This is a genomic window from Streptomyces sp. NPDC087263, from assembly GCF_044744645.1.
GTDB lineage: Bacteria > Actinomycetota > Actinomycetes > Streptomycetales > Streptomycetaceae > Streptomyces.
This window is the reverse complement of the sequence record NZ_JBIUYT010000003.1, coordinates 171,754-185,024: the sequence shown is the minus strand read 5'-3', so window position 1 is coordinate 185,024 and position 13,271 is coordinate 171,754. Positions and strand designations below refer to the sequence as shown.

General features: G+C 69.4%; 10 protein-coding genes and 1 pseudogene. 6 read left to right on the top strand and 5 right to left on the bottom strand.

Features of this window, described 5'->3' with window-relative positions; all coding sequences use genetic code 11:
- Positions 1-29 precede the first annotated feature (29 nt).
- The 4 genes and pseudogenes from ACIPC1_RS10135 to ACIPC1_RS10120 all read left to right on the top strand — a co-directional run.
- Complete coding sequence (locus tag ACIPC1_RS10135; RefSeq protein WP_402515173.1) at positions 30-767, top strand: FadR/GntR family transcriptional regulator; 738 nt, start codon at positions 30-32, stop codon at positions 765-767.
- A 230-nt stretch (positions 768-997) separates the two neighbouring features.
- The gene (locus ACIPC1_RS10130) at positions 998-2,380 is read left to right on the top strand and encodes an acetamidase/formamidase family protein (RefSeq protein ID WP_402515171.1); all 1,383 of its coding nucleotides are present in this window, start codon (positions 998-1,000) and stop codon (positions 2,378-2,380) included.
- Between the two features lie 196 nt (positions 2,381-2,576).
- On the top strand, positions 2,577-4,217 hold the full coding sequence (locus ACIPC1_RS10125) for an amidase family protein (protein WP_402515169.1): 1,641 nt from the start codon (positions 2,577-2,579) through the stop codon (positions 4,215-4,217).
- Positions 4,218-4,433: 216 nt separating this feature from the next.
- A pseudogene (locus ACIPC1_RS10120) lies at positions 4,434-4,544 on the top strand (GNAT family N-acetyltransferase); the annotation flags it as partial.
- A 215-nt stretch (positions 4,545-4,759) separates the two neighbouring features.
- On the opposite strand, the gene ACIPC1_RS10115 reads toward ACIPC1_RS10120, so the two are convergent.
- Genes ACIPC1_RS10115 through ACIPC1_RS10105 form a run of 3 tightly spaced genes read right to left on the bottom strand, consistent with a single transcriptional unit; the run spans position 4,760 to position 8,129 of the window.
- Positions 4,760-5,509 carry a succinate dehydrogenase/fumarate reductase iron-sulfur subunit gene (locus tag ACIPC1_RS10115; protein ID WP_402515167.1) on the bottom strand — a complete coding sequence of 250 codons (750 nt, stop codon included), beginning with the start codon at positions 5,507-5,509 and terminating at the stop codon, positions 4,760-4,762.
- Entirely contained in the window at positions 5,506-7,455 is a 1,950-nt protein-coding gene (locus ACIPC1_RS10110; RefSeq protein WP_402515164.1) for a fumarate reductase/succinate dehydrogenase flavoprotein subunit, read from the bottom strand. The genes ACIPC1_RS10115 and ACIPC1_RS10110 overlap by 4 nt, the downstream gene beginning before the upstream one ends.
- Positions 7,456-7,457: 2 nt before the next feature.
- Positions 7,458-8,129 carry a succinate dehydrogenase gene (locus ACIPC1_RS10105; protein ID WP_402516265.1) on the bottom strand — a complete coding sequence of 224 codons (672 nt, stop codon included), beginning with the start codon at positions 8,127-8,129 and terminating at the stop codon, positions 7,458-7,460.
- A gap of 120 nt (positions 8,130-8,249) precedes the next feature.
- On the opposite strand from ACIPC1_RS10105, the gene ACIPC1_RS10100 reads away from it, so the two are divergent.
- Both ACIPC1_RS10100 and ACIPC1_RS10095 read left to right on the top strand, forming a co-directional pair.
- A complete protein-coding gene (locus tag ACIPC1_RS10100; protein ID WP_402515163.1) occupies positions 8,250-9,134 on the top strand; it encodes a LysR family transcriptional regulator in 885 nt (294 codons plus the stop codon).
- A gap of 135 nt (positions 9,135-9,269) precedes the next feature.
- Entirely contained in the window at positions 9,270-9,680 is a 411-nt protein-coding gene (locus ACIPC1_RS10095; RefSeq protein WP_402515160.1) for an ester cyclase, read from the top strand.
- A gap of 549 nt (positions 9,681-10,229) precedes the next feature.
- Here ACIPC1_RS10095 and ACIPC1_RS10090 read toward each other — a convergent pair.
- Together ACIPC1_RS10090 and ACIPC1_RS10085 are read right to left on the bottom strand one after the other, a co-directional pair.
- The gene (locus tag ACIPC1_RS10090; protein ID WP_402515158.1) at positions 10,230-12,365 is read right to left on the bottom strand and encodes a putative bifunctional diguanylate cyclase/phosphodiesterase; all 2,136 of its coding nucleotides are present in this window, start codon (positions 12,363-12,365) and stop codon (positions 10,230-10,232) included.
- Complete coding sequence (locus ACIPC1_RS10085; RefSeq protein ID WP_402515157.1) at positions 12,362-13,174, bottom strand: SAM-dependent methyltransferase; 813 nt, start codon at positions 13,172-13,174, stop codon at positions 12,362-12,364. Before ACIPC1_RS10085 ends, ACIPC1_RS10090 begins: the two co-directional genes overlap by 4 nt.
- Between the last annotated feature and the right edge of the window lie 97 nt (positions 13,175-13,271).

The following is a 13,271-nucleotide window of genomic DNA, read 5'->3' as shown; positions in this document are numbered from 1 at the left end:
GCTGCACATTCGGCGAGGAGGTAACGGGCATGGGAGTGGCGAAAGTTCCGCCGCTGCGTACCCGTACTCACAGCATCAGTGACGCGCTGGTCGCCCATCTGGAACAGATGATCGCGCTGGGCGAACTCGCCCCGGGTGACAGGCTGCCGTCGGAGCGGGAACTGGCCGAGTCGCTGTCGGTGTCGCGGACCTCGCTGCGGGAAGCCCTGCACCAGCTGGAGGCCAAGCACCTCATCGAGCGGCGGCCCGGCCGCGGCACCGTGGTGCTGGCTCCGCCCACCCAGGTCGACGATCTTTACACCAGTCTGGCCGAGGTGGCCGAGGCCGACCGGCAACTGGGCAATGTGGCCGAGCTGCGGACGGTCATCGAACCGAAGATCGCCGAATTCGCGGCACTGCGCGCCACCAGCGCCGACCTGCTGCAAATGGACGACATCCTGCACGCCACGCACGAGAACCTGCAGGATGCCGAGTCGCTCGAGCTCGACATCCGGTTCCACCTGACGCTGGCCAGGGCGAGTCACAACCCACTGCTGACCGCGCTCACCACGATGGTCAGCTCGTGGACCACGCCCGTGCGCAAGGACTCCCACAGCACGCCGGAAGGACGCCGGGCCTCGCTGGCCGGCCACCAGGCGATCCGTGACGCGATCGAGGCCCGTGACCCGGCGGCGGCAGCCCACGCCATGGTCCTTCACCTCGCCGACGTCGACCAGTTGATCCGGCGCACGCGCGACGAGAGCGCAGCCTCCGCCGACCAGGCCTGACCTCGCCCCGCCCAGGCACGCCCTCAGCCGACAAGGTCTGAGGGCTACCCGGGCCAGGCACACCTCTCCACCGCTCGGCCCACCACGGCCGGCGCGACTCCCCTGTCGGCCCTCTTCTCCACCGGTGCTGTTCGCGCGCTTCCGCGACACGGCTCTGTCACCGGTTTCCAGCCCTGCCGGGACCCACCTGACGGCAGACCCGATCCAACGACACGAACTCTGGAGTACCCATGAACACCTCCGCCATGGACCCCGGCGACGCCCGGGAGCTGCTCATCTCCGGCCTCGGGCGCCGCGGTTTCCTCCGCGCGGCCACTGCCGTGACCACCGCGGGCACCGCGGCGACACTGTTGTCGAGTGGCACGGCGCAGGCAGCACAACCGACGACCGCGCTTCCCGAGGAGATCCTCCAGCCCGGCAAGGGCCCCATCCACGGCAAGCACTACGTGCCTTCCCTTCCTGAGCAGGTCCGCTGGGGATACGTTCCCTCGGTCGGTAGCCGGCCGGTGCTGCGGATGCGCTCCGGGGAGTCGGTGACCGTCGACACGGTCTCCCACGAAGGTCTCCTGGAAGACCAGGGACGCGACCCCGCGGCCTACTTCAAGAGCCAGGGTGTCCCGGCCGATCAGGTGCTCAGGGACGCGGTCGCCATCGCCCGCGACTACACCCGCAGCACCCGGAACTTCGACGTGGACGGTCCGCACGTGGTCACCGGCCCGATCCACGTCGAAGGGGCACGCCCCGGTGACGTACTGAAGATCGAGATTCTCTCTCTGCTGCCGCGGGTGCCCTACGGCATCGTGTCGAGTCGCCACGGAAAGGGTGCCCTCGCCCGTCAGGTGGGTGGCTCGGCCCCGACGGGGATCACGCTCGACGAGGTCATGCCTCCGGTGGCGACGGATGGCCGGCCCACGGGAGACCCGGAGCACTACGGCAACGTCTCGGTGTTCACACCGGTGCGCCGCGGTAAGGCCGGCGCTCTCAACGGCGTGGTGCCGCTGGGCACTTCGGGTGAAGTCGCCTTCCCGCTCAAGCCTCACATGGGCATGATGGGCGTCGCCTTCACCTCCGCGGACACCCTCACGGCGCCGACCCTCAACTCGATACCGCCGACCCTCGGCGGCGGCAACATCGACATCAATCTGCTCCAGCAGGGCTCGACCCTCTACCTTCCGGTCTTCTCCGAAGGCGCGCTGTTCTACACCGGCGACCCGCACCTGGCCATGGGCAACGGCGAAGTGGCCCTCACGGCCATGGAGGGTTCCCTGCGCACCACCTTCCGCCTCACCGTGTGCCGGAAGGGCTCCGGCGACGCCCCGTCCGTCGCCTTCCACTACCCCTTCGCCGAGACCCAGGACGCCTGGGTGGCCGTGGGTCTGTCGGACCCCGACGGCGGCCTGAACGGCCAGGGCACCGACCTGAACATCGCCATGCGGCGCGCGGTGGTCAACGCGTTGGACTTCCTCGAGCACGACCTCGGCATGGACCGGGCCGTGGCGTACGCGTATCTGTCGGCGGCCGCCGACTTCGAGGTCTCGCAGGTCGTGGACCGCACCGTGGGCGTACACGGCGTCATCGAGAAGGCGCACTTCCCCGCCCGGCACCGCGCGTAAAGCGCGTCGGCCGCACCCCGACGGCCATTTCCCGCCGGCAGCACGCACCCGCCGGCATTCCAGTGGCACGGACACCGCCGAATCGTTGTCGGTCCTCCCGTGCTCATCGGTCCGCGGCTCTGGCCGCCGCGGACCCAGCACCATGCACATACCTTGCCGCCGCCCAAGAGCGGTACGAGAGAGGACTGGTGGACTCGTGAGCGAGCACAGCAACCTGAACAGACGTGGTTTCATCGGTGCCGTGGGCGCGGTCGGCGCGCTGGGTGTCGTCGGCGAGACCGCAGGGACGGCCTCCGCCCAAGGGGCGGCAGCCGAGAGGGCAGCTGTCGGCACGTCCGGATCGAAGTCCGGTTCGGGAGGCTTCGAGCTGATCGAGGCGACCGTCGCCGACATTCACGACGCCTACCGCCGCGGTCAGCTGACATGCCGGGAACTGGTGCGGCAATACCTCGACAGGATCGCCGCGTACGACAAGCAGGGCCCGACCCTGAAGGCGCTCATCACCGTCAATCCGCGTGCGCTCGAGATCGCCGACGAACTCGACCGCGAGTACCGGCGTTCCGGCCTGACCGGCACTCTGCACGGCATCCCGGTGATCCTCAAGGACAACTACGACACCTTCGACATGCCGACCACCGGCGGCAACACGGCGATGCGTACCTCCGTGCCGCCCACCGACGCGTTCACGGTCGCCAAGATACGCAAGGCGGGGGCCGTCATCCTCGCCAAGGCCAACCTGCAGGAGTTCGCCCGGGGCGGCAACTCCATCAGTTCGCTGGGCGGGCAGGTCCTCAACCCCTACGACCTCACCCGGACGCCCGGCGGATCCAGCGGCGGGACCGGGGCGGCGATCGCGTCGAACTTCGCCGTCCTGGGCACCGGCAGTGACACGGGCCAGTCGGTCCGCTCCCCCGCTTCCGCCAACAGCCTTGTGGGAGTTCGCTGCACCAGGGGTCTGATCAGCCGGAGTGGCGTCATACCGGCCAGCATCACCCAGGACGAGCTGGGCCCCATCACCCGCACCGCGGAGGACGCGGCCCGGATGCTCGACGTCATGGCGGGTTACGACCCGACCGACCCCGTCACGGGGTACGGCGTCGGCCACCCTCCGCGCAGTTACGCGGACCAGCTGGACCGCCACGCGTTCCGCGGCGCGCGCATCGGCGTGATGACCAACCTGTTCGGCACCGAGGCGCGCCACCAGGAGGTCAACCGCGTGATGGAGAAGGTCATCTCCACGATGCGGTCGCAGGGCGCGACCATCATCCGGTTCAGCCTGCCGGAGTACGACGCCCTCCAGAGCATCGTGGTGACCTCCACCTGGGAATGCCACACGGCCATGGACGCGTACTTCGCGACACTCGGCCCGGACGCCCCGGTGCGCACCTTCGACCAGCTGGTCGCCTCCAAGACGGCGACGCCCGAGGCGCAGGCATCTCTCGAGCGGGAACTGGCCATCGTCGACGGGCTGAACGACCCGACCTACAAGGACCACTTCGTCAACCGCGAGAAGCTTCGGCTGGCGGTGTCGGCAAAGATGGCCGAGCTCGACATTCAGACGATCCTGTACCCGCTGCAGAAGGTACTCGTCTCCCCGGTCGGGGTACCGCAGCCGGAGCGCAACGGCACCCTGTCGAACGGCACGGGCTTCCCGTCCATCTGCTTCCCCGGCGGATTCTCCACCCCCACCGAGGCAGCTCCCCTCGGCGTGCCGGTGGGCGCGGAGTTGCTCGGGCGCGAGTTCGACGAGCCGCTGCTCCTCTCCCTCGCATATGCCTATGAGAAGGCCACGGACACCCGGAAGCCACCGCGCAGCACACCGCCTCTGGCGCGGTAGCCCAAGGCGAGCAGGCCAAAGGCTGGACGCGCTCACTGGCATTGATGGCCGGTGCGGCCCGGACATTGTCCGGGCCGCACCGGCCATCGACCGTGCAATGCCCCGAATCGCCTGGCGCAGGGCTCCGCCATCGGCCGGTCCTGCCGAGGTCGAGTCGTCCGAGGTGCGCGACGTTCTCCCGGTCGTCGGTGTCCTCACTGGCCTGCGCGGAATGCCATGACCGACGTATCCACCCTCGACAGCTCCCCACTGTCGACCGCCCCCACCCGCTCCACCACGACCCTCGCCCGCGACGAGGACCGCGTCCGCGCCGCACAGCGACTGCGACTGCGACTGCGACTGCGACTGCGACTGCGGCTGCGGCTGCGGCTGCGGCTGCGGCTGCGGCTGCGGCTGCGTCAGGATGTGAGGATGCCGAATGCCAGGGACGGCGGGTCGAGCGCTTCCGCGGAATCCGTCGCTCCGCAGAAGCGAGACGGGACCGGGGCTGAGCACTACCCCCGGTCCCGCCCGTCCGCACATTGACGGCGAACGTCGTACGACTACCGCTTTCCCGACTTCCGGGTCGCGCGCAGCCACTCCTTGTTCATCCCGGTGATGGACACCAGCGGGATCCCCTTGGGGCAGGCGGTCGCGCATTCTCCGGCGAGGGTGCAGCCGCCGAAGCCCTCTTCGTCCATCTGCGCCACCATGTCGAGGACGCGGGTCTCGCGCTCGGGCGCACCCTGCGGCAGCACGTTGAGATGGTTGATCTTCGCCGAAGTGAACAGCATCGCGGCGCCGTTGGGGCAGGCCGCGACGCAGGCACCGCAGCCGATGCACTCGGCGTGTTCGAAGGCGAAGTCGGCGTCCGGCTTGGGCACGGGCGTCGCGTGGGCCTCGGGTGCCGCGCCCGTCGGGACGGTGATGTAGCCACCGGCCTGGATGATCCGGTCGAAGGCCGACCGGTCGACGACGAGGTCCTTCACCACCGGGAACGCCGACGCGCGCCACGGCTCGACGTCGATGGTGTCGCCGTCCTTGAAGGACCGCATGTGCAGCTGGCAGGAGGTCGTGCGCTCGGGGCCGTGCGCGTCGCCGTTGATGACGAGCGAGCAGGCGCCGCAGATGCCCTCGCGGCAGTCGTGGTCGAAGGCGACGGGGTCCTCGCCCTTGAGGATGAGTTCCTCGTTGAGGGTGTCGAGCATCTCCAGGAAGGACATGTCGGCCGAGATGTCGTCCACTTCGTAGGTGGACATCGCTCCGTCGGCGCCGGCGTTGCGCTGCCGCCAGACGCGCAGGGTGAGCTTCATGCGTAGCTCCGCTGAGTGGGGTGGACGTACTCGAAGACCAGGTCTTCCTTGTGCAGGACGGGCGCGTCGCCGGTGGCGGTGAACTCCCAGGCGGCCGCGTAGGAGAACTCCTCGTCCTTGCGGGCCGCTTCGCCGTCCGGGGTCTGGGACTCCTCGCGGAAGTGCCCGCCGCAGGACTCGGACCGGTTCAGGGCGTCGAGGCACATGAGCTCGGCGAGCTCCAGGTAGTCGACGATCCGGTTGGCCTTCTCCAGCGACTGGTTGAACTCCTCGCCGGTGCCGGGCACCTTGATGCGCCGCCAGAACTCCTCACGGATCTGCGGGATGCGCTCAAGTGCCTTGCGCAGTCCGGTCTCGGTGCGGGCCATGCCGCAGAACTCCCACATGAGTTCGCCGAGTTCACGGTGGAAGGAATCGGGGGTGCGGTCGCCGTCGACGGCCAGGAGCAGCCGCAGCCGGTCCTCGGTCTCGGCCAGCACCTCCTGGACGTCGGGGTGTTCGTCGGTGACCTGCTCGGGGTGGGGGTTGCGGGCGAGGTAGTCGTTGATGGTCGACGGCAGGACGAAGTAGCCGTCGGCGAGACCCTGCATCAGGGCCGAGGCACCCAGCCGGTTCGCGCCGTGGTCGGAGAAGTTGGCCTCGCCGATCGCGAACAGGCCCGGAATCGTGGTCTGGAGGTCGTAGTCGACCCACAGTCCGCCCATCGTGTAGTGCACGGCGGGGTAGATCCGCATCGGCACGGTGTACGGGTCCTCGGCGGTGATCCGGGCGTACATGTCGAAGAGGTTGCCGTACCGCTCCTCGACCTTGGCCCTGCCCATCCGCTGGATGGCGTCGGCGAAGTCGAGGTAGACGCCCTGGCCGCCGGGGCCGACACCGCGCCCCTCGTCGCAGACGTTCTTGGCGGCCCGGGAGGCGATGTCGCGGGGCACGAGGTTGCCGAAGGCGGGGTAGATGCGCTCCAGGTAGTAGTCGCGCTCGTCTTCGGGGATCTCGTTCGCGGGGCGGGTGTCGCCCTGCGCCTTCGGCACCCAGATCCGGCCGTCGTTGCGCAGCGACTCGCTCATCAGGGTGAGCTTCGACTGGTGTTCGCCGGTGCGCGGGATGCAGGTGGGGTGGATCTGGGTGAAGCAGGGGTTGGCGAAGTGGGCGCCGCGCCGGTGTGCCCGCCAGATCGCGGTCGCGTTGGAGTTCATGGCGTTGGTCGAGAGGTAGAAGACGTTGCCGTAGCCACCGCTGGCCAGCACGACGGCGTCCGCGAAGTACGTGTCGATCTTCCCGGTGATCAGGTCGCGGGCGACGATTCCCCGTGCCCGGCCGTCGACGACGATCACGTCGAGCATCTCGGTCCGCGCGTGCATCTCGATGTTGCCTGCGGCGATCTGCCGCGACAACGCCTGGTACGCGCCGAGAAGGAGCTGCTGGCCCGTCTGCCCGCGGGCGTAGAAGGTCCGGGACACCTGGACGCCGCCGAAGGAACGGGTGTCGAGGAGGCCGCCGTACTCGCGCGCGAAAGGCACGCCCTGGGCGACGCACTGGTCGATGATCTCGACCGAGATCTGGGCCAGCCGGTGCACGTTGGACTCCCGTGCCCTGAAGTCCCCGCCCTTGACGGTGTCGTAGAAGAGCCGGTGCACGGAGTCCCCGTCGTTGCGGTAGTTCTTCGCCGCGTTGATGCCGCCCTGCGCGGCGATCGAGTGGGCGCGGCGGGGCGAGTCCTGGTAGCAGAACTGCACGACGTGGTAGCCCTGTTCGGCGAGCGTGGCACCGGCGGAGCCGCCCGCGAGGCCCGTGCCGACGACGATCACCGTGTGCTTGCGGCGGTTGGCGGGGTTGACGAGTTTGGCCTCGAAACGGCGAGTGTCCCAGCGCTCGTTGACCGGGCCCTGCGGGGCCTTGCCGTCGACGACCGGCTCACCGGTCGCGAAGTCCGCGTAGGAGGTCATGGTCAGCTCACCAATCCGGTCATGACGCCGACGGGTACGGCGAGGAAGCCCGCCGTCAGCACCAGTGCGAGGACGTTCGCGACGATCTTGAGGGCGCGGTCGCGGGAGCGGCTGCCGGCGCCGAGCGTCTGAGCGGCGCTCCAGAAGCCGTGCCGGATGTGCAGGCCGAGCGCGAGCAGCGCGACGATGTAGACGGTGTCGCCGTACCAGGTCGAGAAGGTGTCGATGACGTTCTGGTAGGGGTGTCCGGCCTGGAAGCCGTCCGGGTGGACGGTGCCGGTCGTCAGGTCGAGGATGTGCCAGACGATGAAGAGGCCGAGGATGATCCCGCCCCAGCGCATGGTTCGTGTGGCGTAGGTGGCCCGCTTCTTCTTGTGGACGTAACCACTGGGGCGCGCCCTGATGTCGCGGCGACTGAGCTGGTACGCCGCGGTGGCGTGCGCGACGACGGCCACGACGAGGACGACGCGGATGATCCACAGCGCCCACTCGTAGTGCAGGAAGGGCTCGCCGAGGGTCCGCAGCCAGTGCGCGTAGTGGTTGAACTCGCCCGGCCCGAAGAAGATCTTCAGGTTGCCGAGCATGTGGACGACCAGGTACAGCAGCATGATCAGGCCACTGACGGCCATCACGGTCTTCTTGCCGAGGGACGAGTCCCACACGGTGCGCGTCAAGGACGGTTTTCGGTCCGTCCGCGTTGCCAGTGCCATGCCACGCACGCTAGGGCCGAGGAGGGTGATCGGTCCAAGACATGGTCCGGCTCGTTTCCATAGGCATGCCCTATCGTGGCTGGTGTGCAGTTCCAACAGCTTCAGTACTTCGTGGCCGTCGCCGAGACCCGGCACTTCACCCGGGCCGCCGAGCTGGTGCATGTCGCGCAGCCGTCGCTCTCCCAGCAGATCAAGTCGCTGGAGCGCGAACTGGGGGCGGATCTGTTCCTGCGGGCGCGGGGCAACATCACGCTGACGGACGCCGGGGAGGCACTCCTCCCGCTGGCCCGCCGCATCCTCGCCGACGCGGACACCGCCCGGCACGAGGTGCAGGAGCTGGCCCAGCTGCGCAGCGGCCGGGTCCGTCTCGGCGCGACTCCGAGCCTGTGCACGGGCCTGCTCCCGGACGTGCTGCGCGCCTTCCACGACCGCTATCCGGGCATCCAGCTGCTGATCGAGGAGGGGGGTTCCCACGATCTCGTACGGGAACTCGCGCGCGGCGCCCTCGACCTCGCCCTGGTCGTGCTGCCGCTGCCCACGCCGTCCCCGGCCCTGACGACGGTGGAGTTGCTGCGCGAGGACCTGGTGGTGGTGTCGTCACCGGCCGCGCCCGCGCCCGGGTGGGGCCGCAGTACCGTACGCGTCCGCGACCTGGAGGGCGAACGCCTGGTGATGTTCCGGCACGGCTACGACCTGCGCGAACTGACGGTCGCGGCCTGCCGTGCCGAGGGCTTCGAGCCCGACTTCGCCGTCGAGGGCGGTGAGATGGACGCGGTCCTGGGCTTCGTCCGGGCGGGGCTCGGCATGGCCGTCGTCCCCCGCATGGTCGCCACCCGTTCCGGGCGCGGGCTGCGGGTGACTCCGCTGGCCCGGCCCGGACTGCACCGCACGATCGCGCTGGCGCACCGCAGCGATGTGGCTCCGCCGCGGGCGGCCAGGGAGTTGCAGCGGATGCTGCTGGAGCGCTGAGCGTCAGGTCTCGACGCTCATCACGCAGGTTGTCATCGGTGCCCACACCTGCCTGACCGTGGTGGCCCGTCCGCCGACGCCAGCTTCCGTAGAACGTCCGGATCACGAGTCGGACGGATGCGTAGCATCGGCGGCATGCCAAGGGAAAAGACGGACATTGCCGATGCCTACGTCGCTTTCCTACGGGGCTCGTCAGCACCACTTCTGGCCCTGCTCGCACCCGACGTCCTGGACCACGTCAGCGGCCGACGCGGCGTCGGAATCTGGCGCGCGGTCGAGGAGTGGCTCTCCCACAGCTTCGCCGCGGTCGAGGTCGATCTCCACGCCGCGGCCCATGACGGCGACCGCGTACTCGTGTGGTTGACCCTGCGCGCCAACCACGTGGGCAGCGCCTTCCCCTGGATGAAGGGCCGAGCGCCCAGCGGACGCCCCATCGCCTGGCCCCAACTCCACGTGTTCCGCGTGGCGGGCGACCAGATCGTCGAGCACTGGGCGGTACGCGACGACCTACGCGTCCTCGAAGCGATCGACCGCGCCGCCGACTGAAGGCTTTCCGTCACGGGGCAGCCTTTTGGACCGAACCGGCCCAGTCATCGCCCCGGGGTACCCAACGTCCTCACGAGTTCAGCCTCGGCACACGAGTGCGGCAGGGCGATCCAACACGCTTGCCCAGTCCACTAATTGGCGCTTCGACGGAAGCGTAAGACCCCAGGGCGGACGGGCATGGCCCACCACGTAACTGCGGCGGGGGGGAGCCGTACCCGTGGCCCGTGCGGGCAACCAGCCATCGCGATGGAAGACCCGGGCGTTCTCAGTCGCGGCCGCGGCTTCAGGAACAGTATGTGCCGTGTCGGCGTTCCATCGCTCGCCAATTCCGGACACCGCGGCCGACCCACCCGGTGACCCGCGTCCGACCGACAGCGCCCTTGGGACCGACCTCCTTGGACAGCGCTTCGGAGAAGGCGACCAGGGGCTTTCCCCGCGTTGTAGTCGATCACAAGGGGTCGGGCATGGTGGCGTTGACCGGGCACGGGGACGGGCGCCCGAAGGGCGGGCGCGGTCTCCGCACCGGAGACCGCGCCCGCCACGTACGCCTCAGCCGACCGCGTCCACCAGCGCCAGATCGTGCAGCCGGTCCGGCGGGCCCGGCCGGGCGTAGTACCAGCCCTGGGCCGTGTCACAGCCCAGTATCCGCAACTGCTCGGCCTGGGCGCCGGTTTCCACGCCCTCGACCGTGACCGCGAGGTCGAGGCTGTGGGCCAGCGTGACGATGCCCTCGACGATCTTCAGGTCGGTCGGGTCCGCGGGGAACCGCTGCATGCTCTGGGTGAAGGACCGGTCCAGCTTGAGGACGCTGACCGGGAGACGGCGCAGGTTGGCGAGGTTGGAGTAGCCCGTGCCGAAGTCGTCGAGGGCGATGTCGACGCCCATCTCGGCCAGCCGGCGGAGCGGCTTGAGGAGATCGTCGTCCGCGCCGATCAGCGCGGACTCGGTGACCTCCAGGCACAGTCCGTCCGGGGCGAGCCCGGACCGCTCCAGGATGTCGACCGTGTCCTGGACCAGGCGGGGGTGGGTCAGCTGGCACGGCGAGAGGTTGACGTTGATGCGCAACGAGCCCGCGTCGGAGTGCCGTTCCTGCCAGAGGCGGGCCTGGCGGACCGACTGCTCCAGGACCCAGCGGCCCAGCGGCACGATCAGCCCGGTGTGCTCGGCGAGCGGGATGAACTGGTCCGGGCCGAGGACGCCGTGCTGCGGGTGCAGCCAGCGCACCAGCGCCTCGGCGCCCCGCACGCTGCCGTCACCAAGGTGGACCAGGGGCTGGTACTCGATGAAGAACTCACCCCGTTCCAGGGCGGCCGGAAGCGCCGTGGTGAGCCCGTGCCGCGTGATGGCGCGGGCGTCGGCCTCGGGGTCGGCGAGCTCGAAGCGGTTGCCGCCCGCGGACTTGGCCCGGTACATGGTGATGTCCGCGCTGCGCAGCACCTCCGCGGGGCCGCGCTCCCCGGCGGGACCCTCGACGACGCCGATGCTGCCACGCACGGTCAGGTCACGCCCGTCGATACTGATCGGGGTGACCAGCGCGTTCATGATGCGCCCGGCGAGTTCGTCGACCTCGCGCTCGGTGTCGGGTCCGATGGTCAACGCCACGAACTCGTCGCCGCCGAGACGGGCGACCATCTCACCGGAGGCCGTCGCGCAGGACTGCAGCCGGTCGGCGACCTCGACGAGCAGCCGGTCGCCGGCCGCGTGCCCGAGGCTGTCGTTGATGGTCTTGAAACCGTCGAGGTCGAGATAGCAGAGCCCGAAGCGCTGACCGTCGCCCGCGGACAACGCCTTCTCCAGGCGCTCGAAGAACAGGGTCCGGTTGGGCAGCCCGGTGAGCGCGTCGTGGGTGGCCTCGTAGCGCAGCCGCAGATTCAGCAGCCGCCGCTCGGTGGTGTCCTCCATGAGCGCGAGCTGGTACTGCGGCACGCCGTCCGCGTCACGCAGCAAGGAGACCGTCAGATTGGTCCACAGGGCCGTGCCGTCGGGGCGGTAGAAGGCCTTCTCGACGTGGTAGTGCTCGCGCTCGCCACGGACCAACTCCTCATACAGCGGCCATACTTGGGGAGCATCATCGGGGTGCGTCCACTCCGGGACCCGGCGGCCGCGCATCGACTGCTCGGAGCCGCCGAACATGCGCAGCAGCGCTCCGTTGACCTGGAGGATGTTGCCTTCGAGGTCGGCGATGCCGATGCCTATGGCCGCGCCCTCGAACACCGCACGGAAGCGGGCCTCGCTCGCGTGCAGCGCCTCCGCCACCAGACTGCGGGCGTTCAGTGCGGCCCGGGAGATGGCCTCCTGCTCGGCCAGCGTCCGCTCCCGCAGCGCATGCGCGAACCCGGCGGCCATGGCGTGCTGCAACCGCGCCGAACGGGTCCGCAGCGCCTCCTGGGGCCCGTCCTCGCCGCAGTAGAGCACCAGATAGGCGTCGACACAGTCGAGCGTGCGGCTGAGTGCCTCCGGGTCGGTGCAGTGCGCGTCGATGAGCGCGGCGCCGACCGCCTGGCCCTCGGCGCCCTCGAAGGTCCTGGCCAGCAGCGCGTCGCTCAACCGGCGGGCGAGCGGCAGCAGTTGGACCTCGAACTCGAGCCTGGTCAGCGACGTCGAGGTGACCGGAAAGACCGCCCGGCTCCAGATCGTCGCGAATCTGCGGAGTCTGTCCTCCGGCCCGTCCGGTTCGGCGGTCACGATGTGCGTCCCACGCCGGCGAATCCGGAGAAGGAATACGGATCCTCGTCCTCCGGTGCCGTGTCGGGCCGCCACTTCGGCATCGGCACCAGTCCCGGTTCCACCATGTCGTACCCCTCGAAGAACCGCGCGACGTCTTCGCGCGAGCGCATGATCAGCGGGTTGCGGATGTTCTTGTACACGTCGACCGTGCCCTCGGCCTGCTCCTGGGGAAGTGGGATTCCCTCGTACGAGGCGTGCGTGACGACGAGCAGGCTGCCCGGCGCGAGCGCGTCGCGCAGCTCGGCCACCGCTCCGTACGGGTCGTCCGCGTCCTCCACGAAGTGAAGTATGGCAACGAGCAGGAGGGCGACCGGCCGGTTCAGGTCGATCAGCCGCTGAACCTGGGAACTCGCCAGGATTTCCCGGGGCTTGAGCAGATCGGCGGCGATGACGTCCGCGTCGTCGTTGCCCTCCAGGACGGCCTGGCTGTGCGCGACGGCCACGGGGTCGTTGTCCACGTACACGACGCGCGCGCCGGGTCTGGATTCCTGGGCGATCTCATGGACGTTGCCGAAGGTCGGGATGCCGGAGCCGATGTCGAGGAACTGCGTGATGCCCTCGCCGGTGGCAAAACGCACCGCGCGGCGCATGAACGCCCGGTTCGCCTGCATGATCTTGGGAAGTCCCGGCATGAACTCCATCGCCCTGCGGGCCGCGTCCCGGTCGACCTCGAAGTTGTGCGAACCGCCAAGGTAGTAGTCGTATATGCGGGACACGCTCGGCGCCGAGATGTCAATGCTCCGAGGGGCCCAGGCGGGACGCTCCATCTATCTCTCCAAGGCGTAGACGACGGCGTAGGCGATCCGGTGTTCGAGCTGAGGCTACTGATCGCCCGCCAATGGAGCGAGCCAAAACGGAAATTGA

Excerpts from the sequence above, each read along its gene's own strand:
- ACIPC1_RS10135 (WP_402515173.1), top strand. The coding sequence starts at position 30 with ATGGGAGTGGCGAAAGTTCCGCCGCTGCGTACCCGTACTCACAGCATC.
- ACIPC1_RS10130 (WP_402515171.1), top strand. The coding sequence starts at position 998 with ATGAACACCTCCGCCATGGACCCCGGCGACGCCCGGGAGCTGCTCATC.
- ACIPC1_RS10115 (WP_402515167.1), bottom strand. The coding sequence starts at position 5,509 with ATGAAGCTCACCCTGCGCGTCTGGCGGCAGCGCAACGCCGGCGCCGAC.
- ACIPC1_RS10110 (WP_402515164.1), bottom strand. The coding sequence starts at position 7,455 with ATGACCTCCTACGCGGACTTCGCGACCGGTGAGCCGGTCGTCGACGGC.
- ACIPC1_RS10095 (WP_402515160.1), top strand. The coding sequence starts at position 9,270 with ATGCCAAGGGAAAAGACGGACATTGCCGATGCCTACGTCGCTTTCCTA.
- ACIPC1_RS10085 (WP_402515157.1), bottom strand. The coding sequence starts at position 13,174 with ATGGAGCGTCCCGCCTGGGCCCCTCGGAGCATTGACATCTCGGCGCCG.